At 71.6% G+C, this 25,579-nt stretch carries 23 protein-coding genes and 1 tRNA gene; 14 read left to right on the top strand and 10 right to left on the bottom strand.

All coding sequences use genetic code 11. From position 1 onward, the window contains the following. Positions 1-895: 895 nt before the first annotated feature. A tRNA-Tyr gene (locus FZ103_RS12160) sits at positions 896-977 on the bottom strand. 265 nt (positions 978-1,242) lie between these two features. Here FZ103_RS12160 and FZ103_RS12155 point away from each other — a divergent pair. Further along, positions 1,243-1,740: a YajQ family cyclic di-GMP-binding protein gene (locus FZ103_RS12155; protein WP_186356164.1), complete on the top strand. Its 498-nt coding sequence runs from the start codon at positions 1,243-1,245 to the stop codon at positions 1,738-1,740. Between the two features lie 211 nt (positions 1,741-1,951). On the opposite strand, the gene FZ103_RS12150 is transcribed toward FZ103_RS12155, so the two are convergent. After that, positions 1,952-2,815 (bottom strand): M48 family metalloprotease, encoded by an 864-nt coding sequence (locus FZ103_RS12150; protein WP_186356163.1) that lies wholly within the window; start codon positions 2,813-2,815, stop codon positions 1,952-1,954. Positions 2,816-3,446: 631 nt separating this feature from the next. Between FZ103_RS12150 and FZ103_RS12145 the strand changes: the two genes are divergently transcribed. The 7 genes from FZ103_RS12145 (at position 3,447) to FZ103_RS12115 (ending at position 11,054) form a co-directional block, all read left to right on the top strand. Continuing rightward, entirely contained in the window at positions 3,447-5,297 is a 1,851-nt protein-coding gene (locus FZ103_RS12145) for a 2-oxoacid:acceptor oxidoreductase subunit alpha (protein ID WP_186356162.1), read from the top strand. Positions 5,298-5,370: 73 nt separating this feature from the next. Then, on the top strand, positions 5,371-6,360 hold the full coding sequence (locus tag FZ103_RS12140; RefSeq protein ID WP_156001152.1) for a 2-oxoacid:ferredoxin oxidoreductase subunit beta: 990 nt from the start codon (positions 5,371-5,373) through the stop codon (positions 6,358-6,360). A gap of 276 nt (positions 6,361-6,636) precedes the next feature. Further along, positions 6,637-8,178, top strand: a complete 1,542-nt coding sequence (locus FZ103_RS12135; RefSeq protein WP_156000792.1) for a fatty acyl-CoA synthetase — start codon at positions 6,637-6,639, stop codon at positions 8,176-8,178. 137 nt (positions 8,179-8,315) lie between these two features. Continuing rightward, a complete protein-coding gene (locus FZ103_RS12130; RefSeq protein WP_156000790.1) occupies positions 8,316-8,978 on the top strand; it encodes an SDR family oxidoreductase in 663 nt (220 codons plus the stop codon). Between the two features lie 149 nt (positions 8,979-9,127). Continuing rightward, positions 9,128-9,676: a hypothetical protein gene (locus tag FZ103_RS12125; RefSeq protein ID WP_156000788.1), complete on the top strand. Its 549-nt coding sequence runs from the start codon at positions 9,128-9,130 to the stop codon at positions 9,674-9,676. Between the two features lie 382 nt (positions 9,677-10,058). Continuing rightward, the gene (locus FZ103_RS12120) at positions 10,059-10,268 is read left to right on the top strand and encodes a hypothetical protein (protein ID WP_156000786.1); all 210 of its coding nucleotides are present in this window, start codon (positions 10,059-10,061) and stop codon (positions 10,266-10,268) included. A gap of 189 nt (positions 10,269-10,457) precedes the next feature. After that, entirely contained in the window at positions 10,458-11,054 is a 597-nt protein-coding gene (locus FZ103_RS12115) for a Uma2 family endonuclease (RefSeq protein ID WP_255429890.1), read from the top strand. Positions 11,055-11,078: 24 nt separating this feature from the next. Here the strand turns inward: FZ103_RS12115 and FZ103_RS12110 are convergent, their stop codons facing one another. Then, on the bottom strand, positions 11,079-11,450 hold the full coding sequence (locus FZ103_RS12110; RefSeq protein ID WP_156000784.1) for a VOC family protein: 372 nt from the start codon (positions 11,448-11,450) through the stop codon (positions 11,079-11,081). A gap of 133 nt (positions 11,451-11,583) precedes the next feature. Here FZ103_RS12110 and FZ103_RS12105 point away from each other — a divergent pair, with 133 nt between their 5' ends. The 3 genes from FZ103_RS12105 (at position 11,584) to FZ103_RS12095 (ending at position 13,690) form a co-directional block, all read left to right on the top strand. Next, a complete protein-coding gene (locus tag FZ103_RS12105; protein ID WP_156000782.1) occupies positions 11,584-12,123 on the top strand; it encodes a pyridoxamine 5'-phosphate oxidase family protein in 540 nt (179 codons plus the stop codon). Positions 12,124-12,308: 185 nt separating this feature from the next. Beyond that, on the top strand, positions 12,309-12,704 hold the full coding sequence (locus tag FZ103_RS12100) for a MerR family transcriptional regulator (protein ID WP_156000780.1): 396 nt from the start codon (positions 12,309-12,311) through the stop codon (positions 12,702-12,704). Next, entirely contained in the window at positions 12,701-13,690 is a 990-nt protein-coding gene (locus FZ103_RS12095; RefSeq protein WP_156000778.1) for an aldo/keto reductase, read from the top strand. The genes FZ103_RS12100 and FZ103_RS12095 overlap by 4 nt, the downstream gene beginning before the upstream one ends. A 272-nt stretch (positions 13,691-13,962) precedes the next feature. Here the strand turns inward: FZ103_RS12095 and FZ103_RS12090 are convergent, their stop codons facing one another. After that, on the bottom strand, positions 13,963-14,742 hold the full coding sequence (locus FZ103_RS12090; protein ID WP_186356161.1) for a TetR/AcrR family transcriptional regulator: 780 nt from the start codon (positions 14,740-14,742) through the stop codon (positions 13,963-13,965). A 92-nt stretch (positions 14,743-14,834) separates the two neighbouring features. Here FZ103_RS12090 and FZ103_RS12085 point away from each other — a divergent pair, with 92 nt between their 5' ends. After that, on the top strand, positions 14,835-15,794 hold the full coding sequence (locus FZ103_RS12085) for an ATP-binding cassette domain-containing protein (protein ID WP_156000774.1): 960 nt from the start codon (positions 14,835-14,837) through the stop codon (positions 15,792-15,794). Beyond that, complete coding sequence (locus tag FZ103_RS12080) at positions 15,791-16,576, top strand: ABC transporter permease (protein ID WP_156000772.1); 786 nt, start codon at positions 15,791-15,793, stop codon at positions 16,574-16,576. The genes FZ103_RS12085 and FZ103_RS12080 overlap by 4 nt, the downstream gene beginning before the upstream one ends. A 151-nt stretch (positions 16,577-16,727) precedes the next feature. Here the strand turns inward: FZ103_RS12080 and msrA are convergent, their stop codons facing one another. Then, a complete protein-coding gene (gene msrA, locus FZ103_RS12075) occupies positions 16,728-17,393 on the bottom strand; it encodes a peptide-methionine (S)-S-oxide reductase MsrA (RefSeq protein ID WP_156000770.1) in 666 nt (221 codons plus the stop codon). Between the two features lie 104 nt (positions 17,394-17,497). On the opposite strand from msrA, the gene rarD reads away from it, so the two are divergent. Then, positions 17,498-18,445 carry an EamA family transporter RarD gene (rarD, locus tag FZ103_RS12070; RefSeq protein WP_186356160.1) on the top strand — a complete coding sequence of 316 codons (948 nt, stop codon included), beginning with the start codon at positions 17,498-17,500 and terminating at the stop codon, positions 18,443-18,445. 12 nt (positions 18,446-18,457) lie between these two features. Here the strand turns inward: rarD and FZ103_RS12065 are convergent, their stop codons facing one another. The 5 genes from FZ103_RS12065 to nuoL all read right to left on the bottom strand — a co-directional run bounded on the left by FZ103_RS12065 (position 18,458) and on the right by nuoL (position 25,502). Next, a complete protein-coding gene (locus tag FZ103_RS12065) occupies positions 18,458-19,018 on the bottom strand; it encodes a PRC-barrel domain-containing protein (protein WP_343233488.1) in 561 nt (186 codons plus the stop codon). Between the two features lie 215 nt (positions 19,019-19,233). Then, positions 19,234-20,247, bottom strand: coding sequence for a polyprenyl synthetase family protein (locus FZ103_RS12060; RefSeq protein WP_186356159.1), 1,014 nt, complete (start codon positions 20,245-20,247; stop codon positions 19,234-19,236). 138 nt (positions 20,248-20,385) lie between these two features. Further along, a complete protein-coding gene (gene nuoN / locus FZ103_RS12055; protein ID WP_156001142.1) occupies positions 20,386-22,035 on the bottom strand; it encodes an NADH-quinone oxidoreductase subunit NuoN in 1,650 nt (549 codons plus the stop codon). Between the two features lie 8 nt (positions 22,036-22,043). Next, positions 22,044-23,612 (bottom strand): NADH-quinone oxidoreductase subunit M, encoded by a 1,569-nt coding sequence (locus FZ103_RS12050; RefSeq protein ID WP_156000768.1) that lies wholly within the window; start codon positions 23,610-23,612, stop codon positions 22,044-22,046. Then, the gene (nuoL, locus tag FZ103_RS12045) at positions 23,613-25,502 is read right to left on the bottom strand and encodes an NADH-quinone oxidoreductase subunit L (protein ID WP_343233494.1); all 1,890 of its coding nucleotides are present in this window, start codon (positions 25,500-25,502) and stop codon (positions 23,613-23,615) included. It abuts the gene before it with no gap. Positions 25,503-25,579: the final 77 nt, after the last annotated feature.

The following is a 25,579-nucleotide window of genomic DNA, read 5'->3' as shown; positions in this document are numbered from 1 at the left end:
CGTATTTCCGGCGGACGCGCCGACACGCCGGTCCGAGTCGAGCGGGGGCCGGTCGGCAGGGATCTGCGACACGCCGGAGCGGCAGCGTGCGGCTCTGAAGGGAATGCCGCGGCATCGGCACGAGCCCGATTCCGGGCATGACGAAATACGCCCCGCACGACCACAGCCGGCGGGGCGGTGAAAGAAGAGGGAACAGCCGCCACGCGGACGGCCGACACGCCGCCCCCGCAACCCGGAGCGGCCACCCCGACCCTAGCCCACCCGCCCCCGAAACGCCGGGGATTCCCGCCATTGCGGTGTTCCCGGCGCGCAGTGAAGGAACCGGCCTGCCGCGCCGGGGCGGACGCGGGAACAGCCACATGTCTTCATGGGGCGGTGGCGGGCGCCGGCGACCGACAGCGCCCCCAGGTCCGCATCGACGGAGCCGGCGGGTGAGCGGCAGCCAGAACAGGCGTCGGCCGAGGCCGCCGTCAGAGGCAGCGGGTGACGGGCAGGCGGAGACGCGGCGCGCAGCGCCACCGTTAGGCCGTGCTTAAGAACGGCGGGGGCGCCGCATTCCAGGAACCCACCGGGCACCACCCGGGGCGGCCGCCATCGAGGCTGCGGCAATGGGCGCGTCTCGCGTAGCGCGGTCGCAGCTTGCCGCCGAGCGCACGCTGAACTCATCGGGCGGAGCCGTGCCACCGATGGCGGGCCTCCGATGCGAAGGTGTTCCGTGCACTCGGCGGCAAGCCGGCTCTGAATAAGTACGTGGCACGAAGCGCCTCCGTTGGGCGGTGGCGGGCGACGGGCGGGCCCCGTGCCGCGGACCCGTTCCAGCCCCGCACCCCCGCCCCGCACACGAAAACGCCCCCGTGACGGCGGCATGGCCGGTCACGGGGGCGTTTCCCGCGGGTGGCAGGTCAAGGATTCGAACCTTGGAAGGCTGAGCCGGCGGTTTTACAGACCGCTCCCTTTGGCCGCTCGGGCAACCTGCCTGGGCTGCGGCGACTCCTCGTCGCGACGCACAAGTGAGAATAGCGGACATGCGCCCCGGATACGAAATCGGTTTGCTGCGCCGCCCTGCGCGCGGTGGCGGGCGGGGGCGTTGCGGGCATGTCGCGCGGAGGCGCGGCGGGCCGGGCTAAGCTCGGGGCCTGATCGCAGCCCGCAGCCGTCCGGCAGGGCAGGGCTGCGCCGACGACAACGCGGGCCGCGGACCCTCGCGGCCCTGGAACCGCATTTTCGAAGGTGTGAGCGCACGTGGCCGCTGAATCCAGTTTCGACGTCGTGTCCAAGCTCGACCGGCAGGAGGTCGACAACGCGCTGAACCAGGCCGCCAAGGAGCTCTCGCAGCGCTTCGACTTCAAGGGCACCGGTGCCACCGTCGCCTGGCAGGGCGAGCAGGCGGTGGAGATCCGGGCCAACTCCGAGGAGCGGGCGAAGGCCGCCCTGGACGTCTTCAAGGAGAAGCTCATCAAGCGCGGCGTGTCGCTGAAGGTCCTCGACACCGATGGCGAGCCCAAGGCCTCGGGCAAGGAGTACCGCCTGCCCGTCTCTCTCAAGGAGGGGATCTCCACCGAGGACGGCAAGAAGATCTCCAAGATCATCCGCGACGAGGGCCCCAAGGGCGTGAAGGCCCAGATCCAGGGCGACGAACTGCGGGTCAGCTCCAAGAAGAAGGACGACCTGCAGGCGGTCCAGTCCCTGCTCAAGGAGAAGGACCTCGACATCGCCCTGCAGTTCACCAACTACCGCTGACGCACGATCCGCCGGGGCGGCCGTCCACCGACCGCCGCCCCGCGGGCGCGCGCTCCTGAGGCTTGCGGCCGGAACCTCGTCGTAGTCGTAGGCGATCTCATCGAACAAGGTCCACGACGGCGCTTGCATGGCGAGAGACGATGCCGCACCCTCCGTACGCGGGCAACCGAATAACCTGCCCCATCCCGACCGGCGCCGCCGGCTTCGCCGGTCAGTAGGTGCCCCAGCGCTGGGCGAGGCGGCGGAGGCGGTGGATGCGTTCGCGGACCGGGGGGTGGGCGGCGAAGAGGCGGTTGATGCCGCGCTGCGGGAACGGGTGGGCGATCATCAGGTGGCCGGCCGCCAGCAGCGGGCGTTCGCAGGGCAGGGGGTGGGTGCGGGTGCCCATGTCGATCTTTCGCAGGGCACTCGCCAGCGCCAGGGGGTCGCCGGTCAGCTCGGCGGCGGCGCGGTCGGCCCGGTGCTCGCGCGCGGGGCGCACGCCCAGCCTGATGACCCCCGCCGCCAGCGGGCCCAGCACCAGGAACAGCAGCGCGCCCAGCACACTGGGGACGTCCTCGTCCTCGGAGTCGCCCAGCGGCAGCAGCAGCGCGAGCGCCGTCAGCGACACGATGGCCACGGCGATGGCGCCCGCAACCGAGCACACCAGGGTGTCGCGGTTGCGCACGTGGGCCAGTTCGTGGGCGATGACGCCGCGCAGCTCGCGCTCGGTGAGGATGCGCAGCAGGCCGGTCGTGCAGCAGATGGCGGCGCGGCGCGGGCTGCGCCCGGTGGCGAAGGCGTTGGGCGCCGGCGTGGGCGAGAGGTAGAGCCGCGGCATCGGCTGGCGCGCCTGTGTGGCCAGCTCGCGCACGATGCGGTAGAGGTCGGGCTGCTCGATCTCGCTGACCGGGCGCGCCCGCATCGCGCGCAGCGCCATGCCGTCGCCGAAGAAGCAGACGACGGCGTTGAGCCCGACGACGGCGACGATGCCGATCTGCAGTCCCTGCACGCCCGCGATCACCCAGCTCACCGCGACGATCAGAGCCGAGAGCCCGGCGAGCAGGGCCCCTGCGCGGATCGTGTTGAGCTGCACGGCTCACGGCCTCCCTCGGTCCAGGGCCCCCTCCAGGCCACTTCTGGGTAGCAAACGCGCGAATCGCGCCCCGGCGTTCCCGTTTCGGCAGGCGAACACGGCGCGACCCGGTTCCGGTCGGCCTCGACCCGGACTTGAGGACGCCGCTTCCTCGGTTCCGCAGGCGGTTCCGCCCCCGGTTGCGCGCGGGGCCTGTGAATTCCCCCACTCGGTTCCATCGCGGCGGGAGCGACCGCCTATAGTGCGAGAGTGGCCGCTTTTCCTTCGACGACCGCCGACCCGGGAGCTCCGCTCACCGGGCGGCGGCACGTGGACCTCGTGCGCATCGCACGCGAGCCTTGTTGTCCTTGACGCAGCGCCCATCCACGCACCGGCCACCGCCGACCGGACGGTCCCTCGGCCCCGCTGCCGAACCCGCTCGGATCCGTGACGCGCCGCCGTCCGGCGCGCCTGGGGCGCGCTCGTCGGAGCCGCGGCACGGCCGCGGGCCGGTGCCCAGGCCAGGTCCCCGCTCGAAATCCCATGTCCGGCCACCCTCCGGCTCCGCCGGGCCACAACGTGGTGGTGAGGACTCTGCCAACCTGAACCGCCGTTCGCATAGGGCGGTTCGACGAGGAGGTCGGCGATCCCCGTGACCAAGCAGGTCCAGCAGATCGATCGCGTCATCATCCGCTTCGCAGGCGACTCCGGCGACGGCATGCAGCTGACCGGAGACAGGTTCACCCAGGAGACAGCGTCCTTCGGCAACGACCTGTCGACCCTGCCGAACTTCCCCGCGGAGATCCGCGCCCCGGCGGGCACGCTGCCGGGCGTATCCAGCTTCCAGCTCCACTTCGCGGACCACGACATCATGACCCCCGGCGACGCGCCCAACGTCCTGGTGGCCATGAACCCCGCCGCGCTCAAGGCAAACGTCGAAGACCTGCCGCGCGGCGCCACCGTCATCGTCAACACCGACGAGTTCACCAAGCGCAGCCTGGCCAAGGTCGGCTATGACAGCGACCCGCTCTCCGACGGATCGCTGTCGGAGTACAAGGTCAGCCAGGTGCCGCTGACCTCGATGACGGTCAAGGCGCTGGAAGAGTTCGACATCTCCAAGAAGGACGCCCAGCGCGCGAAGAACATGTTCGCGCTGGGGCTCCTCTCGTGGATGTACAACCGGCCCACCGAGGGGACGCTCGGCTTTTTGAAGTCGAAGTTCTCCGGCAAGCCCGAGATCCTGGCGGCCAACGTCGCCGCGTTCCAGGCCGGGTGGAACTTCGGTGAGACCACCGAGGACTTCGCGGTGTCCTACGAGGTCAAGCCGGCCAAGCTGCCCTCCGGCACCTACCGCAACATCACCGGCAACCTGGCGATCTCCTACGGGCTGATCGCCGGCTCGCAGTTGTCGGGCCTGCCGCTGTTCCTGGGTTCCTACCCGATCACCCCGGCGTCGGACATCCTGCACGAGCTCTCCCGGCACAAGCAGCTGGGCGTGCGCACGTTCCAGGCCGAGGACGAGATCGCCGGCGTGGGCGCGGCCCTGGGCGCGGCGTTCGGCGGTTCCCTGGGTGTCACCACGACGTCGGGCCCGGGCATGGTGCTCAAGGCCGAGTCGCTGGGTCTGGCGGTGATGACCGAGCTGCCGCTGCTGGTGATCGACGTGCAGCGCGCCGGGCCGAGCACGGGCATGCCCACCAAGACCGAGCAGGCCGACCTGCTGATGGCGATGTTCGGGCGCAACGGCGAGTCGCCGGTGCCGGTGCTGGCGCCGCAGTCGCCGTCGGACTGCTTCGACATCGCGATCGAGGCCACCCGCATCGCCACCAAGTACCGCACCCCGGTGATCGTCCTCTCCGACGGCTACCTGGCCAACGGCTCCGAGCCTTGGCGCATCCCCGAGGTCGGCGGGCTGCCCGACCTGTCGGTGGACTTCGCCACCGAGCCCAACGGCGCAGACGACTCCTTCCAGCCCTACCTGCGCGACCCCGAGACGCTGGCCCGCCCGTGGGCGGTGCCGGGCACGGCCGGGCTGGAGCACCGCATCGGCGGCATCGAGAAGAGCGACGGCACCGGCAACATCTCCTACAGCCCCTCCAACCACGACCTGATGGTGCGCTCCCGCCAGGCCAAGGTCGACGGGATCGCCCGGGACATCCCGGAGCTGCAGGTCGACGACCCCACGGGCGACGCGGACGTGCTCGTCCTCGGCTGGGGCGGCACCTACGGGTCGATCGGTGCCGGCGTGCGCCGGGTGCGGCGGGCCGGCGGGAAGGTGGCCCAGGCCCACCTGCGCCACCTCAACCCCTTCCCGGAGAACCTGGGCGCGGTGCTGGGCTCCTACGACCGCGTGGTCGTCCCCGAGATCAACCTCGGCCAGCTGTCCATGCTGCTGCGCAGCAGGTACCTGGTCGACGTCATCAGCTACACGAAGGTCCGCGGCCTGCCGTTCAAGGCTGAAGAACTGGCGGGCGTGGTTCAGGAGGTCATCGACCGTGTCTGAGAGCAACGGCAACGGCGCGGACGCGGGGTTCAAGAGCCTGCGGCTGGTCCCGCGCACCGACACCGAGTACAAGATGAAGGACTTCAAGTCCGACCAGGAGGTGCGCTGGTGCCCGGGCTGCGGTGACTACGCCATCCTGGCCGCCTTCCAGGGGTTCCTGCCCGAGCTGGGCGTGCCCCGCGAGAACATCGTGATCGTCTCGGGTATCGGCTGCTCGTCGCGGTTCCCCTACTACCTGAGCACCTACGGCATGCACTCCATCCACGGGCGCGCGCCGGCGATCGCGACCGGCCTGGCCGCCAGCCGGCCCGATCTGTCGGTGTGGGTGATCACCGGTGACGGCGACGGGCTGTCCATCGGGGGCAACCACCTCATCCACGCCCTGCGCCGCAACGTCAACATCAACGTGCTGCTGTTCAACAACCGCATCTACGGGCTGACCAAGGGCCAGTACTCGCCGACCTCGGAGACCGGCAAGGTCACCAAGTCCTCGCCGATGGGGTCGCTGGACACCCCGTTCAACCCGGTGTCGCTGGCGCTGGGCGCCGAGGCCGGGTTCGTCGCGCGCACCGTCGACTCCGACCGCAAGCACGTCACCAGCGTGCTGCGCGCGGCGGCCGAGCACGAGGGCGCGTCGTTCGTGGAGATCTACCAGAACTGCCCGATCTTCAACGACGACGCGTTCGAGCCGCTGAAGGACCCGGGCGAGCGGGACATGCGGCTGCTGCGCATGGAGCACGGCGAGCCGCTGCGCATCGGCTCCGACCGCGGCGTGGTCGCGGGCGACTACGGGGAGCTGTCGGTGGCCGACGTCGCCGAGGTGGGCGAGGACGCGCTGCTGCGCCATGACGCGCACCGGGCCGACCCCGGCTACGCCTTCGCGCTGTCGCGCATGGACTACCCCGCCTTCGAGCACGTGCCGATCGGCGTCTTCCGCGATGTGGACCGGCCCACCTACGACGGGCAGATGGCCGACCAGCTCGCTGCGGCCCGCACGGAGCGGGGCGGCCAGGCCGAGCTGGCGGCGCTGCTGTCCAGCGGCGACACCTGGACGGTGGACTGAGCCGGTCCGACGCGCCGGATCCACGGGGCGGGCGGCTGCGCGGACGCGCGGCCGCCCGCCCCGCGTTTGCGCGGGCCCGGCGATGTGCGGGCGAGCCGGCGGGGGCCGGGCGCCTCGGGTGCTCCGATGCGCCGGCGCGGCACCGGTCCGCCCGGGTCGGTCGTCCACAGGGCCGGTGCACATCTGGTCCAGCGGCGGCCCGGCGGCCTAGGTTGGTGTCGTGCGCCATGCCGCAGGAGGGGCGGCACGGGCGCCCGACGCATGGCGGGAGGCGGTATGGGAGCCGGTGACACGGTACTCACCAGAGCGAGCACGGTCGACGGAATGCTGCGCAGGAGCGCGGCGCGCACGCCCCACCGCGTGGCGCTGCGCTTCGGCGACCGCGAGTGGACCTTCGCCGAGCTCGACCAGGGCGCCACCCGAGTGGCGGCGTGGCTGCTGGGCCTGGGGCTGACGCGCGGCGACCGGGTCGCCTCCTACGGCCACAACTCCGACGCCTACCTGCTGGCGTTTCTGGGCTGCGCCCGAGCGGGACTGGTGCACGTCCCGGTGAACCAGAGCCTCGGCGGCGCCGAGCTGAGCTACCTGCTGTCGCAGTCGGGCAGCATCGTGGTCCTGACCGATCCCAAGCTCGCCGGGCGCGTCGAGGAGGTCCGCTCGCAGATCCCCGCCCGCGAGGTGCTGGCGCTGCGCGGCGCCGAGGAGTCGGTGCTGGAGGTCGCCCGCGACCCCGACGCGCCCGAGGAGGTCTTCACCGACGTCGGCGACACCGACCTGGTCCAGCTGCTCTACACCTCCGGCACCACCGCCCACCCCAAGGGCGCCATGATGACCCACCGGGCGCTGGTCCACGAGTACATCAGCTGCCTGCACGCCCTCGACATCACCGCGGACGACCGCATGCTGCACGCCCTGCCGCTGTACCACTCCGCGCAGATGCACGTCTTCCTGATGCCCGCCCTGGCCGCGGGCGCCTACAGCGAGCTGGTCGAGACCCCCGAGCCCGCCGACCTGCTGCGCCGCATCGAGGAGAACGGCATCACCTCGTTCTTCGCCGCGCCCACGGTGTGGGCGGCGCTGTCCAACCACGCCGACTTCGCCACGCGCGACCTGTCGGGGCTGGCCAAGGCCTACTACGGCGCCGCGATCATGCCGGTTCCGGTGCTGGAGAGGATCAGGGCCCGCCACCCGGGCATCGGCTTCTACAACTGCTTCGGCCAGAGCGAGATCGGCCCGCTGGCCACGGTGCTGCGTCCCGAGGAGCACGTCGAGGGGCGCATGGAGTCCTGCGGCCGCACCGTGCTGTTCGTCGAGGCGCGGCTGGTCGACGAGCAGGGCGCCGACGTCGCGCCCGGCGAACGCGGCGAGATCGTCTACCGCTCCCCGCAGCTCTGCGAGGGCTACTGGAACAAGCCCGAGGAGACCAAGGAGGCGTTCCGCGACGGCTGGTTCCACTCGGGCGACATCGCGCGGCGCGACGCCGAGGGCTACTTCACGATCGTGGACCGCGTGAAGGACGTCATCAACTCCGGCGGGGTGCTGGTGGCGCCCCGCGAGGTCGAGGACGTGCTCTACCAGCACCCGGCCATCGCCGAGGCGGCGGTCATCGCCGTCCCCGATCCCACCTGGGGCGAGGCCGTGACGGCGGTCGCGGTGCTGAAGGAGCCCGCCACCGAGGACGAGCTGATCGCGTTCGTGCGCGAGCGCCTCGCCGGGTTCAAAACGCCCAAGCGCGTGCACATGGTCGACGACCTGCCGCGCAACGCCAGTGGGAAGCTGCTCAAGCGCGTGCTGCGGGAGCGCTTCAGCACCGGCTGAGGGAACACCCGGGCGGGCCTCGGCGGGCGCCGTGCGCCGTCTGGCGGAGTGCGGGGCGCGCCGGGCCGCGCCACGCGCCGCCGCCCTCGATCGAGGCGGTCCGCGGCGCCGGTTCCCTGAGGGAATAGCCTGCGGGTATGCGAATTGTCATCGCCGGAGGACACGGCAAGATCGCGCTGCGCCTCGAACGGCTGCTGGCCGCGCGCGGCGACACGCCGGTGGGCTTGATCCGCAATCCCGACCACGCCCCGGATCTGCGCGAAGCCGGAGCCGAACCCGTCGTGATCGACCTGGAGAACACCACGGTCACCCAGCTCACCGAGCAGGTGATGGGCGCCGACGCGGTCGTCTTCGCCGCGGGCGCCGGCCCGGGCAGCGGGGCGGAGCGCAAGGCCACGGTCGACCGCGACGCCGCGCGGCTGCTGGCCGACGCGGCCTCGCTGGCGGGCGTGCGGCGCTACATCATGGTCTCGGCCATCGGGGTGGACGACGGTCCGCCGCCCGGCTCGGAGCCGGTGTGGGCCGCCTACGTCGAGGCCAAGCGCGCCGCCGACGACGACCTGCGCCAGCGCAGCCTGGAGGCCGACTGGACGATCCTGCGCCCGGGGCGGCTCACCGACGAACCGGGAACCGGACAGGTGTGGCTCGCGCCGAAGGTGGAGCGGGCGGAGATTCCGCGCGAGGACGTCGCGGCGGTCATCGTCGCCCTGCTCGACGAGCCCGCCACGGTCGGCCGGGTTCTGGAGCTGGTGAGCGGGACCATGCCGATCAAGGAGGCGGTCGAAGCCGTCGGATCGTAGCTGTTCGGGGGTTTCTGGCTAGAAGTCCCCAAAAGAAGGCATGATGGGTGCGGACGTGCCCGGCGGAGTGGCTCCTCGGCCGACGTGATGGTGGGCAACGCTCAACGGGCAGGCGAGTGCCGCACAGAGCAGATAGGTACGGTTGACAAATGAGCGTCACGCAGGTCGTGAGGGACAGCACCGTCGTCGAGCACGCGAAGGTCGCCGCGCAGCAGAAGCGCCGGATGTTCATCGTGCAGCTGGACATCAACAGCTACGACGAGGCGTCCAGCAAGGTCCGCCCCGGCCTGACCCGCATCCTCGAAGGGATCGAGGAGGCCGGATGGCGGCTGGACCAGATCACCCCCAGCGCGGGCGAGGAGGGCGAGTCCGCGCGGCTGTTCATCTTCCGGCCCGACGCCGCGGGGGGCGCCCAGCAGCCCGGCGGCCAGGAGGCGGTCGAGCACAGCACGGGGCAGCAGCAGGCGTATCAGCAGCACCCCACCGGCGCTCAGCCGCAGCAGGACCCCTACGCCGGCTACCAGTACCCCAGCGGGCAGCAGTACAGCCAGGGCTACCAGCAGCAGTATCAGCAGCAGTACCCGGGCTACGGCCAGCAGCAGTACCCCGGTTACGGACAGCAGCAGCAGCCCGGTTACGGACACCAGCAGCCCGGCTACGGGCAGCAGTACCCGGGGTACGGCCAGCAGGGCTGGTGACCGCTTCTCCGGCCGGAATCGGCTGCCGCACCCGCGATCCGGCCGGAACCGGCCCGACGCGCCGACCGATCGGTCCCCGCGGCCCGCGTGCGGAGCACGCGGGCCGTTCGCATGTCGGGGGGACGGCGCTCGCCGGCGGGGCGGGGAGAGCGGCACGCCCCGCCGCAGCGGGGCCTCCGGGGCCGACGGAGCGGCCGCACACCCGGGGGTGAGACGTCCGTTCTGCACTGAAAGCCGGATCTTCGCAGGTCATGGACAAAATAATCGTCGGCGTTTTGCCCATAATCACGTGACGCGCTGCTGCGACTACGTTAGGTTACTTGTCGCGGGGCGGAGAGAACCGCCGCCCTCATGAGCTTCCCGTACTTCCGAGAGGATTCCCATGAAGCGCATCGCCACGGTTTCCGGACTGATCGCCGCGACGGCCCTCGCCCTCGGCGCCATGACCGGCTCCGCCAGCGCCGACAACAACGCCGAGATCCAGAACATCACCGTCCCGATCTGCGTCGACGTGCTGCAGGCCTCGGGCATCGCCCCCGACGGCTGCTCCAACGTCGACGTGCACAAGGAGAAGGGCATCGGCGTCAGCTGACTCCGGCACCGGCACGTTCGGGCCCGGGCGGAATCGGCCGCCCGGGCCTTGCCGTATCCGGGGCCGAACGGCGGGAGAATCCACCCCGAACCCCCGCAAGCCGGGCACGTCCACAGGGAAATCGCAGCGTACTCGCCCGTAACCGAACACGCGTCTGAACACTGGTCTCCATGCGTCCAAGGAGGCAGTATGACAACCATGAGCATCGGCGAGACCGACCCGCGTCCCCTGACGGTCGACGACCTGGAACGCATGCCCGACGACGGCAGGCGCTACGAACTGGTCGACGGGCGGCTTGACGTGTCCCCCTCGCCCATGCCCATCCACGCCCGGATAGAACACCGCCTCTCCGTGCACCTCGAAGCGCAGTGCCCCGATGGGTTCGAGATCTTCGAGGGAGCCGGAATCGATCTGAACTCCAGGCGGACTCATCACCGGATCCCGGATGTGTCGGTATTCGAATCGGAGCGAATCCCGCACCGCCACTTCGAGACCCCGCCCCTGCTTGCGATCGAGGTCGTCTCCCCCGAAAGCGTGCTTCGCGACAGCCACACCAGGAAGCGCGAGTACGCGGAGTTCGGCATCGAGTCCTACTGGATCGTGACCCCCGGTCCTACGGGCATCGGCATAGCCGAGTTCCGTCTGAAGGGGGGCGAATACCAACCCGCGAACGAGGCCGTCGACTTCGACGTGTTCGTCACCGACGCCCCCTTCCCCGTCCGACTGGTCCCCCACTGGCTGATCGCCGACGGGTCGCAGTGGAAGACGCGGCTCGGAGGCGAGTAGACCTGGCCTGCCGCGACGCGGACGCTACTCCGGCGTGTGGCAGACGGCCTCGACGTTGTTGCCGTCGGGGTCGCGGACGAAGGCGCCGTAGTAGTGCGGGTGGTACTCCGGCCACACTCGCGGCGCGTGCAGGACCTCGGCCCCTGCGGAGACCGCGGCGGCGTGGAACGCCTCGACCGCGGCGCGGTCGGGTGCGGTGAAGGCCACGTGCGTCTCGCGCGGCTGCCGGGCGTCGGCCGCCGGCCCGACCCAGAAGTCCGGTTCCTCCCTGCCGTAGCCGACCGCGTCGTCGCCGAAGTCCAAGATGCGCCTGGCGCCGATGGCGGCGAGCACGGTGTCGTAGAAGCGTGTGCCGGCCGCCATGTCGGCGACCTGGATACCCAGATGGTCGATCATGTGAGAAGTGTCGCACCGCCCTCTGACAAAGCGGTGCGCCCGCCGCGCCGGGATCCGCGCGGGATTTCCTTTGCCGACTCCTGGACATCCCTCCTGACGGAAGGTGTCAGTTTTCCGCGGCACAATCGCCGCCATGCATGAGACCCGCGCCGAACTCGATGAACTGCAGCGCCTGCTCGCCCGCTCCCTCGACGGGGCGAGCGGCCATCTTCGGGCCGTCTACCAGGCCGACAGCGAGCGGCCGCACACACTCGACGCCGAGCAGCTCGTCCGCGTCCTGACCGGAATGTGCACGCTCGCCGTATCCTCCGTGACCGCCCGGGGCGAACCCCGTGTCAGCGGCGCCGACGGCCACTTCCTGCACGGCCGCTGGATCTTCGGCACCGACAGGTCCGCGGCGAAGGCGCGCCACCTGGCGGCGCGGCCGGGGATCAGCGCCGCGCACCTGCGCGGCGACGACCTGGGCGTGTTCACGCACGGCACGGCCGTGCCCATCAGCCCTCCCGACGCCGACGGCCCCGATGCGGCGGAGTGGCCCGCCGTGCACGAGCACCTCATCGCCCACTACGGCGAGTCGCCGATGAACTGGGGAGAGGTCGTCTACTACCGCATTGAACCGCGCTGGATGACCGCCTACTGCTCCGACCCGGCCAAGCTGCTCGCCGAGGCCTAGCTCCCGAGTCCCCCGCGGGCGCCGGCCGCAACGGGTTTCCGCGGCCGGCGCCCGCGGTACGGGCCGCCGGCCGCGGCCATCGGCCCACCGGCGGTCCCACCGGCGGCGCCGCGCCCATCGTGTCCGATCGGTCCCGGCTCGCAGACGGTTGACCTGGAGTGCGCTCCAGCTACAAGACTCAGGGCATGGACACCTCCCAGTACACCCCCGGCGAGGTCGCGGCCCGCTTCGGGCTCAGTCTCGACACGCTGCGCTACTACGAGAAGGAGGGGCTGCTCACCGAAGTGGAGCGGACCCCGTCGGGGCACCGCCGCTACCGGCCCTCCGATGTGGAGCTGCTGGACCTGGTGCGCTGCCTGCGCGACACCGACATGCCCATCGCGCGGCTGCGCGAGTTCGCCGAGCTTGTCCGCGACGGCGACCACACCGTCCAGAGCCGCCTGGAGCTGCTGGCCGACCACGACGCCCGCCTCACCGAGCGCATCGCCCAACTGCGGGAGCGCCAGCAGGCCATCCGCCACAAGATCGACTACTACCGCGGGGTGCTCGCCGCCCGCAGCGGCGAGGAGGATCCCCGATGAGGTACCGCACCATCGGCACCGGCGCCGCCCGGCGCCGCGTCAGCGCCCTGTGCCTGGGTGCCATGAAGCTCGGCGGCGTCATGGACGACTCCGCCTCCTTCGCGATCCTCGACCGCTTCCTGGAGGCGGGCGGGACGTTCATCGACACGGCGAACAACTACCGGTTCTGGGAGCCGGGGTGCACGCCCGACGACTCCGAGGCGCTGCTGGGGCGCTGGCGCGCCGCCCGCGGTGCGGACCTGCCCGAAGAGCTGGTCATCGCCACCAAGGTCGGCGCCCGGCCCACCGTCGCCGGAGGAGGGGCCGAAAGCTGGGAGGGGCTCTCCCGCTCGGCGGTGGCCGCCGCCGCGGAGGGCAGCCGCAGGCGGCTGGGCGTGGAGCGCATCGACCTGTACTACCCGCACGTGGAGGACCGCGCTGTCCCGCTTGAGGAGACCGTGGACGCGCTCTCGGAGCTGGTCGAGGCGGGAACCGTGGGCCTGCTGGGCGCCAGCAACCACGCGGCCTGGCGCCTGGAGCGGGCCCGCGGGCTCGCGGAGGCCCCGGGGCGGCACCGCTATCAGGTGCTGCAGCTGCGCTACAGCTATCTCCAGCCCCGCGCGGACCTGCCGCTGCCGGAGGCGGCGCACGTGCACGCCACGCGCGACCACCTCGATTTCGTCCGCGAGGAGAACGCGGCCGGCCGCGACACCGCCGTGGTCGCCTACACCCCGCTGCTCATGGGCGCCTACACCAGCGCGGACAAGCAGTTGAGCCGCGCCTACGACCATCCGGGCACCCGCGCGCGCTTGGCGGCCCTGGACGAGGTGGCCGCCCAGACCGGGGCCACACGCAACCAGGTGGTGCTGTCCTGGCTGATCGACCACGATCCGCCGATCATCCCGCTGGTGGGGGTCAGCCGGACCGCCCACGTCGACGAGGCGGTCGAGGCCGCCGACCTGCGGCTCACCGCCGACCAGCGCCGGATCCTCGACGAAGCGGAGTAGGCACCGGCACCCGTCCGGGCCGCGGGCCCGTGCCCGGCGAGGACGGCCCCGGACGGCGCCGGCCGCCTCGCGGCGGCTCCAATCGTCGTTGACGACGCAGCGCGCCAGGCGCAGGCGCCCGGTGGGGGTCAGCGGGGCGTTACGGTGGCACACGAGGGCCTCCTGAGCATCGGCGTAGATGTCGCAATCCGCACCGGGACCAGGAGGCCCTCCTTGTGGTCAACCGCTGTCGGGGGCGTGTCGGCTGTTACCAACGTTCCGGGAAATCACACCTAGGGCTCCGGGGCCGCCCCGCCGTGGCCGTGCGATGCGGCGTAGGCGAGGACGCCGTCGACGATCCGCGCCAGGCCGAACTCCAGTTCCCGCGCGGGATCGCCGGCCGCCTGGTAGGCCTCGCCCGCCGCCTGGCCGACGCGCGACGCCAGCGGGTAGGACCGGCCGGCCATCAGCTCGCCGAGGAGTCCCGCATTGGCGTCCCACCATTCGAGCTCGGTCATCCCCGACTCCTGTTCGGCGCGTCGGACCCGGTGCTCGGCTCGGGCCGTGTTCGAGGCGAACCCGACCAGCAGCGCGACGGTCTGGTCCATTTCGACGTCGCCGAGCCCGAGTCCGTCCACCGCCGAGAGCTGCCATTCGTAGCGGTCGGCCGAATGCGGCCCCAGCCACGGCCGGACGCCGGCGACGTCGAGCAGCCAGGGCCGGGCGCGGCAGTCGCCGTAGTGCACCCGGGCGACCAGCTCCAGGCGGCGCCGGGGGTCGGCGGGCAGCTCGGGCAGGGCCGTGCGCCCGAGGGCCTGATCGACCATCAGCACGATCAGGTCGTTGCGGCTGGGGACGTAGCTGTAGAGCGTCATCGCGGCGAGGCCGAGCCGCCCCGCCAGCCTGCGCATGGTGACGGCGTCCAGCCCCTCGGCGTCGGCCAGCTCGATCGCGGCGTCCACCACCTGGTCCACCGAGAGCCGCTGCTTGGGCCCGCGGCGGCGCGGTTGCGGCTGCTCGGGCGCGGCGTGCCGCCAGAGCAGCCGCAGCGAGGGATCGGGATCGTGGGGCACGGCATCCACCTTACTTCTTCTTACACCGTACGAAAAAAGTGCTACACTCGGCGGCAACCATTCCTCGTACTACGTACGAAGTTAGGAATTCGATGCCCGCCAGCCCTCCCCTGCTCGCCCGTGACGTGCACAAGCGCTACGGCGCCACCCGGGCCCTCGACGGCCTCGACCTGGAGGTGTCCCCCGGGACCGTGCACGCCCTGCTCGGTCCCAACGGGGCCGGGAAGAGCACCGCCGTCAACGTCTTCACCACCCTCACCCGCCCCGACTCCGGAGAGGTCCGCGTCGCCGGCCACGACCTCCGCCGCTCGCCCCGCAAGGTGCGCGCGGCGATCGGCCTGGTCGGCCAGACCAGCGCGCTGGACGAGGTGCTCCACGGCCGCGAGAACCTGGTGATGTTCGGCCGCCTCCACGACCTGTCGAAGCCGACCGCCCGCGCCAGGGCCGGCGACCTGCTCGACGCCTACGGACTCGCCGATGCGGCGGACCGCAAGGTGTCGACCTACTCCGGGGGCATGCGCCGCCGCCTCGACATCGCCGCCGCCCTGATGACGCGGCCGCACCTGCTCTTCCTCGACGAGCCCACCACCGGCCTCGACCCGCGCGGGCGCAACGAGGTCTGGAAGGCGATCCGGCGCGTCGTGGGCGAAGGGACCACCGTGCTGCTCACGACCCAGTACCTGGACGAAGCCGACCAGCTCGCCGACCGCATCACCGTGCTCGGGGCGGGCCGGGTGATTGCGGAGGGCACGTCCGCCGAGCTCAAGGACGCGCTCGGTGGGGACCGGGTAATAGTGACCGCGCGCACCCCCGATGAGCTCGCCCGGGCGGCCGAGGTGCTCGGCGGAACCCCGGACCCCGAGACACTCCAGGTCGCGGTCGAGGCCGGGCCCTCCGGCGGCGCAGCGGCCATGGTCGCCGCGATCCGCGCGCTCGACGCCGCGTCCGTGGACGTCGGCGGCGCCGTCCTGCGCAGGCCGACCCTCGACGAGGTCTTCCTCCACCTCACCGCCGAGAGCGACGAACCGCAGACCCGGGGAGCGGCCCGATGACCGTCCAGACACTCCGCCACGGCTGGATCCTCACCCTGCGGGACCTCAAGCACTGGCAGCGCGAGCCGTGGACCCCGATCGTGGGGATCGCCTTCTCGGTGATGCTGCTGCTGATGTTCGGCTACCTGTTCGGCGGCGCGATCGAGGTGCCCGGCGGTGGCGACTACCTGCCCTACCTGCTGCCCGGCATGTTCACCCTCACCATGCTGTTCGGGATCGAGAGCACGATGGGCGCGATCGCCGACGACACCAAGCGCGGGATCACCGACCGGTTCCGCTCGATGCCGATCGCCGGCGTCGCCGTCCCCCTCGGCCGCGCGGCCGCCGATCTGGCGAACTCCGCCGTGCAGCTGGCCGTACTGATGGCCGGCGGCCTGGTCGTCGGCTGGCAGGTCGACGGATCGGTCGGGGCGGCGCTGCTCGCGGCCGGACTGCTGCTGTGGCTGCGGCTGGCGATGCTGTGGGTGGGCATCTACCTCGGGCTGGCGCTGCGCGGCGAGGGCGCGCTGATGTCGGTGCAGATCCTGGTGTGGCCGTTCGGGTTCCTGTCCAACATCTTCGTGGCGCCCGAGACGATGCCCGGCTGGCTCGGCTTCCTCGCCGGCTGGAACCCGGTGTCGGCGACGGCGGCCGCCTGCCGGGAGCTGTTCGGCAACCCGACCGGCACCACCGGCGGCGTCCTCGCCGACCACGCGGTCGCACTCGCCCTCGCCTGGCCGGCCCTGCTGCTCGCCGTTTTCGTCCCCCTCGCGGCACGGGCCTACCGCAACCTGGCCCGCTGACGGCGGAGTGGGCGGGCCCGCAGCATCGGCGCCCCGCCCGCTCCGCAGTGCAACCGAAATCGGAGCCTTCCGGCCGGCCGCGCCCCCTGGAGGCTTTCGGCGGTCGCCGGTTGAGGGGCATGCCCGGCCCCAGCCCGGACCGGGCGGCGGGCTACTCCGCCGTGCGGGCCACCCCGATCGGGCAGGTGGCGCCGGTGCCGGCGACTCCGCAGTAGCCGTTGGGGTTCTTGGCCTCGGAGAGGTACTGCTGGTGGTAGTCCTCGGCGAAGTAGAACGGGCCGGCGGGGGCGATCTCGGTGGTGATGGCGCCGTAGCCGGCGTCGGTCAGGACCCGCTGGAACGCCTCGCGGGAGGACTCGGCGGCGGCCTTCTGGGCCTCGTCGCGGTAGAAGACCGCCGAGCGGTACTGGGTGCCCAGGTCGTTGCCCTGACGCATGCCCTGGGTGGGTTCGTGGTTCTCCCAGAAGGCCTTGAGCAGGTCGCTGTAGGAGATGGCGCGGGGGTCGAAGACTACGCGGACGGCCTCGGTGTGGCCGGTGCGGCCGGTGCACACCTCTTCGTAGGTGGGGTTGGGGGTGTAGCCGCCGGCGTAGCCGACGGCCGTGGTGATGATGCCGCTCTCGGCGCCGATCTCCCAGAAGGTGCGTTCGACGCCCCAGAAGCAGCCCATGCCGAACTCGGCGATCTCGCTGCCCTCGGGGTAGGGCGGGGCCAGTGGCGTGCCCAGGACCTCGTGGCGCTCGGGGACGGGCATAGGGGTGTCCCTGCCGGGCAGGGCCTGCTCCGGAGTGACCATGGTCATCTGCTTGCCGAACATGCCTCCAGGTTACCCGCGGGGCAAAGGATCGGCCGAGGCCCGGCGGCCGATCGGCAGGAGCATTCGGATACTCATGGGATGAATCTTGGCTTACGCTTGCGCGCGTGCCTGAATCGAACCGGGGCGTGCTCTTCGGAGCCGGCGCCTATCTGATGTGGGGTCTGTCCACCCTCTACTGGCCGCTCGTCTCCGCGGCCGGAGCCGCCGAGGTGATCGCCCACCGCATGGTGTGGTCGCTGCTGACCGTGCTGGCGGTGCTCGCCCTGCGCGCGCACTGGCGCTGGATCGCCGACCTGCTGCGCCGCCCCCGCCGGATCGCCGTCCTGGCCGGGGCCGCCGCCGTGATCTCGCTGAACTGGGGGCTGTTCGTCTACACCGTCAACAGCGGGCAGACCAGCCAGGCGGCGCTGGGCTACTTCATCAACCCGCTGGTGAGCGTGCTGGTGGGGGTCGTGTTCTTCGCCGAGCGGCTGCGCCGGGCCCAGGTCGCCGCGGTACTGCTCGGCGCGGCGGCCGTGGCGGTGCTGAGCCTGGCCTACGGCGGGGTGCCATGGCTGTCACTGGGGATGGCGTTCTCCTTCGCCACCTACGGCGCGCTGAAGAAGATCGCGGGGCTGGACGGGGTGGAGAGCCTGGCGGCGGAGACACTGGTGCTGTTCCTGCCCGCCGCGGGTTTCATCGTGTTCCTGCAGGCGACCGGCTCGGGCACGTTCACCGGCGTCTCGGCCTGGCACACGGCCGCGCTGGTGGGGTCGGGGGTCGTGACGGCCCTGCCGCTCCTGGCGTTCGGAGCCGCGGCCCGCCGCGTACCGCTGAGCATGCTGGGGCTGTTGCAGTTCATCGTGCCGGTGATGCAGTTCCTCTTCGCCTGGCTGGTGTTCGGCGAGGAGATGTCGCCCAGCCGGTGGATCGGCTTCGCGATCGTGTGGACCGCGCTGGTGGTGTTCGTCACCGACATGCTGCGCCACAACGCCCGCGGCGGGGGGCGCCGCGGGGCGGCGGAGCGGTCGGCCGCGCCGCCGGAGACCGCGGCCGATCCGCGCCGCCCGTAGCGGCGCCAATGGCTAACGCCGGCCTTCGCCGCCCGGGTGGGGCTGAGGGGGTTGGCGGTTCGACTCCCAGACGCCCCCGGAATCCGCCTCCTCCGGCCGCGGACCCGCCCGGTTCGGCTCCCAGATGCGCTGCTCGCTCTCGGGCTCCGGAGAGCGGGCGGCCGGCCCTTGGGGCGCTGCGGGCCGCTCCTGCGGCTCCGGGCGCGCGTGCTTGCCGCGCGGGCGGGCGAACTGCTCGGGAATGCGCTGACCGGGGATCTCCGGGTTCAGGCCGTAGTGCGCGTAGACGCTGTCCTCCTGCTCGACGGAGATGTGCTGGTCGACGTCGAAGCTGGGCGCGCTTTTGATCTTGCTCTTGGACCATGGCACCTGCAGCGCGTCGTAGACCATCTCCGCGCCCACCAGCGGCACGAGGTTCTCCCGGGAGCCGAACAGACCCGTACGCACGGTGATCCACTTCGCCACGTCGGTCTGGTCGTCGTAGAAGACCTGGCCGATCTTGCCGACAGCCGCCCCGTCCTTGTCGACCAGGCGGTGCCCGATCAGCTGCTGGGTCCCCATCTGCGGTGCCACGGCGACTCACTCCCCCCGTATCGCCTGCGAGTCTGCGGTCGGCACCCGGAGCGCGGTGTGCGCCGGGTGCCGCCAGTCGGCAGATTCCCGCAGGTGAATGGGGGCATGCGACCGCCATGGGACCATTGCCCGCAGATGACCGATTCGGTGACAGCCCTTTACGCCCGCGGCACGGCGGGTGGGCGCCGAGCCGCCGGGCGCCGCAAAGGCCGAGGTCAGCCGGTGCGCCGCACGACGTAGTCGCACAGCGCCTCGAAGGCCGCGCGCGGCGGCCCGGCGGGCAGGGTGGCCAGCTCGGCGCGCGCCTGGTCGGCCCACTCTCGGGTGGTGCGGCGCGCCTCCTCCATGGCGGTGTGGGAGCGCAGCAGGGCCAGGGCCTCCTCGGTCTCGGCGTCGTCGAGCGGGCGCCCCAGCAGCTCGCGCAGCCGCCCGTCCGCGGCACCGCCGGCATCGGCAGGCCGCAGGGCGTAGAGCATCGGCAGGGTCAGCACCCCTTCGCGCAGGTCGGTGCCCGGCACCTTGCCCGACTCGCTGGACTCACCGGCCACGTCGAGGATGTCGTCGGCCAGCTGGAAGGCCATGCCCAGCGCGTCGCAGGCGCGCGTGATCGTCCGGGTGATCTGCGGCCCCGAACGGGAGAACATCGCACCGAACTCCGCGGAGGAGGCGATGAGCGAGGCCGTCTTGTCGGAGATCACCCGCAGGTAGTGCTCCAGAGGGTCGGCGCCGTCCTGGGGCCCGGCCGTCTCCAGGATCTGGCCCTGCACCAGGCGCCCGAAGGTGCGCGCCTGCATCCGCACGGCGTCGGTGCCCAGGTCGGCGAGGATCTCCGAGGCGCGGGCGAACACGTAGTCGCCGGTGAGGATGGCGACGCTGTTGCCCCACCGCTGGTTGGCGCTGGGCTCGCCGCGCCGCAGCTCGGCCTCGTCCATCACGTCGTCGTGGTAGAGCGTGGCGACGTGCGTCAGCTCCACCACGGCCGCCGCGCGCACCAGCTCGGGCGCGTGCGGGTCGCCGAAGTGGGAGGCGAGCAGGACCAAAGACGCGCGGAACCGCTTGCCTCCGGCCGAGAGCAGATGGGAGGCCGCCTCGGTGAGCAGCGGGTCGCTGGAGGACACGGTCTCGCGCAGCAGCTTCTCGACGTGGTCCAGAGCTTCCTGGACCTCCTTGGCGAGACCCGCGTCGATACTCGGCTGAGCGAGGAAATCGCTCGGGACAGCACCGCTCACCTGGAAGCTCCACACGTCAGCAGGCGCGCGATACCTCCTGAACCGGACGTATCGCGCGCTCTCGGGATGAACAAAACCGACTAGCCAAGTTATCTGACCCTGATTCGGCTGCCAAAGCCACCCACCGGGTGAATCCGGCTACCGTGCGCCGCCCTCGGACGTGGCCAGCAGCGACTCGTCCTGCGGCTGCCCGGGCTGAGGGATGAGGTTGTCCAGCACCGGAGAGGGGAACACGCCCAGCAGGAAGGTCGCCGCCACCCCGACTGCGATCGCCGAGCCGGTGAACGCGCCCGCCCGCACGACGGTCGGCCCGCCCTCCGACGGCTCCGCGAAGAACATCAGCACGATGATGCGCACGTAGAAGAACGCCGTCACCGCGCTGCTGAGCACGCCGACCACCACCAGGGGGGTCGCCCCCGCCGCCATGGCGGCCTGGAACACCGCGAACTTGCCGATGAACCCGCTGGTCAGCGGAATGCCCGCGAAGGCCAGCAGGAACAGCGCCAGCGACCCCGCCAGCAGCGGCGAGGTGCGGCCCAGTCCGGCCCACTGCGACAGCTCGTTGGCCTCGGGGCCGTTCTCGTGCGTGCGCACCAGGGTGACCACGGCGAACGCACCGATCGTGGTGAACCCGTAGGCGGCCAGGTAGAACATCGCCCCGGCCAGGCCCTCGGGGCTGGCCGCGATGACCGCGGTCAGCACGAACCCGGCGTGGACGACCGAGGAGTAGGCCAGCAGCCGCTTGATGTCGCGCTGGGTGACCGCGATCACCGCCGCGAGCACCATGGTCAGCACGGCCACCACCCACAGCATCGGCGCCCAGTCGGCGGCCGAGGGGCCGAAGGGCACGTAGAAGACCCGCAGCAGCGCACCGAAGGCCGCCACCAGGGTGCAGGAGGCCATCAGCGCGGTGATGGGGGTCGGTGCGCCCTGGTAGACGTCGGGCTTCCAGTTGTGGAAGGGCACCGCGCCGACCTTGAACAGCAGGCCGACTCCGACCAGCCCGATCCCCAGCAGCAGCAGCGGCTGCCCGCCGCCATCGGCGAACAGCGGCCCGCCGCCCTCCTCGATCGCGCGCGCCACCTCGGCGAAGCTCACCGAGCCGGCGTAGCCGTAGACCATGGCGATCCCGAACAGGAAGAACGCCGAGGAGAACGCCCCCAGCAGGAAGTACTTCACGGCCGCCTCCTGGGAGAACAGCCGGCGCCGGCGGGCGAGCCCGCACAGCAGGTACAGCGGCAGGCTCATGACCTCCAGGGCGATGAACATCGTCAGGAAGTCGCCGGAGGCGGGGAAGAGCTGCATGCCCAGCAGGGCGAACAGCACCAGCGGGTAGACCTCGGTGTGCTGGGACCCGGCCAGTACGTGCTCGCGCTCCTCCTCGCTGCCGGGCACCGCGGCGGCCTGCGCGGCGAACGCGCTCTCACCGCGGCGGTTCTCGGCGATGAGCAGCAGGCTGATGAACCCGAGCACCAGCACCGTGCCCTGGATGAACAGCGAGACCCGGTCCACGGCGACGCTGCCGAACGCGATGCCCGCACCCGCCTCGCCGGCGGGCAGCGAACCCGCGACCAGGACGGTGAGCACGAACGCCGCGGCCACCGAGGCCAGCGCCAGGCCCAGCTGGATCGTGCGCCGCCGCGCCGCGGGCACGAACGCCTCGATCAGCACGCCCACGACCGCGGCGCCGAAGACGACCAGCATCGGCGACAGCAGCCAGTAGTCGATCTGCGGCGGGTTCTCGGTGATGGCCGGAGAGGCCAGCACCGCCTGCGCAGAGGACGCCATCGACGCCATCAGTGCCCTCCTCCTTCTTCTCCTTCAGCGCCGTGCCCCGACGACACCTCGGCCGCGTCGATCTGCGGTGCGGGGTCGGTGGCGCCGACGGACTGCATGGTCGCCTCGACGGCGGGGTTGATGACGTCCAGCAGCGGCTGCGGGTAGACCCCGAACACCACCAGCAGCGCCACGAGCGGCGCCACCGCGAGGGTCTCCCTGCGGGACAGGTCGCGCAGCCGCGCCAGCCCCTCGGGCAGCGGCCCGGTCATGGTGCGCTGGTACATCCACAGGATGTAGAGCGCGGCCAGCACCACGCCGACCGAGGCGATGACCGCCGGCACCGGGTGGAAGGCGTAGGTGCCGATGAAGACCAGGAACTCGCTGACGAAGGGCGAGAGCCCCGGAAGCGCCAGCCCGGCCAGCCCCGAGACCAGGAACACCCCGGCCAGCACCGGGGCCTTGCTCTGCACGCCCCGGTAGTCGGCGATCGCCGAGGAGCCCTGGCGGGCGATGAGGAACCCGACCACCAGGAACAGCGCTCCGGTGGCGAACCCGTGGTTGACCATGTACAGCGCCGCACCGGACTGGCCCTGGGAGGTCATGACGAACACTCCCAGGGTGATGAACCCGAAGTGCGACACCGAGGTGTAGGCGATCAGCCGCATCATGTCGCTCTGCACCACGGCCAGGACCGCGCCGTAGACGATGCTGACCAGGCTGAGCACCACGACCGGCCAGACGAACCAGGTGGCCGCGCCGGGGAACATCTCCAGGCAGTAGCGCAGCATGCCGTAGGTGCCGACCTTGTCCAGCACGCCCACCAGCAGTACCGCGGTGCCCGGCCGCGATGCCCCGGCCGCCGTGGGCAGCCAGGTGTGCACCGGCCACATCGGGGCCTTGATCGCGAAGGCCACGAAGAAGCCGAGGAACAGCCACCGCGCGGTCATGGGGTCCAACTCCGCCAGGGCGCCCTGGCCGCCCACCAGCTCGCTCCACAGGAACGTGCCGCCGTAGACGTAGACGCCGATGACCGCCACCAGCATCAGCAGCCCGCCCAGCAGGCTGTAGAGCAGGAACTTGACAGCCGCGGCCCGGCGCTGCTCTCCGCGGCCGTAGCGCCCGATCATGAAGTAGACCGGGATCAGCATGGCCTCGAAGAAGACGTAGAACAGGAAGACGTCGGTCGCCGCGAAGACGCCGATCATCATCGCCTCAAGGGCGAGGATCAGCGCGAAGTAGCCCTTGCCGCCGTCGGGCGCGTCGTCGTTCTCCCGCCAGGCGGCCAGCACCACCAGGGGCACCAGCACCGCCGACATCAGGATCAGCACCAGGGCGATGCCGTCGACGCCGACCGCGTAGTTGACGCCGAAGCGCGGGATCCACGGATACACCTCGGTGAACTGCAGCCGGTCCCCGGACGGGGCGAACTGCGCCGCCATCGCCGCGACCAGCACCAGGGTCGCCGCGGTCACGCCCAGGGCCGCCCGCTTGGCCGTCTCGGCCCGCTCGCGCGGGAGCAGCGCCACCGCCGCCGAGCCCAGGGCGGGCAGCGCGATGGCGAGGGTGAGCCAGGGGAAGTCGGTCATCTAGATCCTCACAGCCAGCGTTGCGACGACGATGGCGGCGCCGAACAGCATCGTCAGCGCGTAGGTGCGGGCGAAGCCCGTCTGCGCGCCGCGCAGGCCCCGGGAGCCGTCGCGCACGCTCGTGCCGACACCGTGGACCAGGCCGTCGACCACCTTGGCGTCGAAGGCCGACAGCGCCGCGGCGAACGCCTGTCCGGGACGCATGAGCAGCCCCTCGTTGAGGGCGTTGCCGTAGAGCTCGTTGCGGGCGAAGGCGGTGACCGGGCCCGGCCGCGGCGCCGTGGCCGGCACCTCGCGGCGGCCGTACATGAACCAGGCCACGGCCGCCCCGGCGACCATCAGCCCCAGCGCCGCGAGGCTCGGCAGGCTGGTGAACATGGCGGCCAGGTGGAACTCGTGGGCCTCCTCGGGCGCGCCGACCGCCGGCTCCAGGAAGTGCGCGAAGCGGTAGCCGAACACCAGCACCGCGCCGAGGAACACCGAGCCCGCGGCGAGCACGATCATCGGCGCGGTCATGGACGCGGGCGACTCGTGCGGGTGCGCGCCCTCGGCCCAGCGCCGCTCGCCGAAGAAGGTCATGATCATCACCCGGGTCATGTAGAACGCGGTCAGCCCCGCGCCCGCCAGCGCGGCCACGCCCAGCCCGGTGCCGACGGAGCCGCCGGAGGAGAAGGCGGCCTCGATGATGCCCTCCTTGGTCCACCACCCCGACAGCAGCGGGAACCCGATGATGGCCAGGTAGCCCAGCCCGAACGTGGCGAAGGTGATCGGCATGGCCTTGCGCAGCCCGCCGTAGCGGCGCATGTCGACCTCGTCGTTCATGCCGTGCATGACCGAGCCGGCCCCGAGGAACAGCCCGGCCTTGAAGAAGCCGTGCGTGATCAGGTGGGCGATGGCCGCGGCGTAGCCGATGGGCCCCAGGCCGGCCGCCAGCGTCATGTAGCCGATCTGGCTCATGGTCGACCCGGCCAGCGCCTTCTTGATGTCGTCCTTGGCGCACCCGATGATCGCGCCGGCCAGCAGCGTGGCGGCACCGACGATCGCGACGGTGGTCTGGGCGGCGGGGGCCGCCTCGAAGACCGGGCCGGAGCGCACGATCAAGTAGACGCCCGCGGTGACCATGGTCGCGGCGTGGATGAGCGCGGAGACCGGGGTGGGGCCCTCCATGGCGTCCAGCAGCCAGGACTGCAGCGGCAGCTGGGCGGACTTGCCGCAGGCGCCCAAGAGCAGCAGCAGGCCGATCGCGGTCATCAGCCCTTGGCCGGCCTCCTCCGCGGCGCCGAAGACGCCGGTGAAGGCGACCGTGCCGAAGGTGGTGAACATGAGCATGATCGCGATGAGCAGGCCCATGTCGCCGACCCGGTTGACCAGGAAGGCCTTCTTGGCGGCGACCGCGGCCGAGTCCTTGTGCTGCCAGAACCCGATCAGCAGGTAGGACGCCAGGCCGACGCCCTCCCAGCCCAGGAACAGCAGGACGAAGTTGTCGGCGAGGACCAGTACCAGCATCGCCGCGACGAAGAGGTTCAGGTAGGCGAAGAACCGGCGCCGCCGCTCGTCGTGGGCCATGTAGCCCACCGAGTAGATGTGGATGAGCGAGCCGACGCCGGTGATCAGCAGCGCGAAGCTGATGGACAGCGGGTCCAGCAGCAGCGCCACCTCGGCCTCGAAGGCGCCCGCCGAGAACCAGGTGTAGACGGGGACCGAGAAGCTCCGCTCCTCCGGTGCGACGGCCAGGATCTCCGCCAGGGCCGCCACCGCCCAGCCGAAGCTCGCCAGCGGCAGGGCGGTGCCCAGCCAGTGGCCCCAGCCGTCGGTGCGCCGGCCGCCCAGCAGCAGAATGGCGGCGCCGACCAGCGGAAACGCGATCAGCAACCAGGCGTTGGACAGGATCGCCCCGCTGGCCTGGGAGGTGACAGCGGTCGTGTGCTGCTCGGCGGCGAGGGTTAGTTCAGACACAGCCACGTCGC

The organism is Streptomonospora sp. PA3 (assembly GCF_009728995.1).
In the GTDB taxonomy this organism is placed as follows: Bacteria; Actinomycetota; Actinomycetes; order Streptosporangiales; family Streptosporangiaceae; genus Streptomonospora.
Note: the sequence above shows the minus strand (reverse complement) of the source record. Positions and strands in the feature narration are given on the sequence as shown.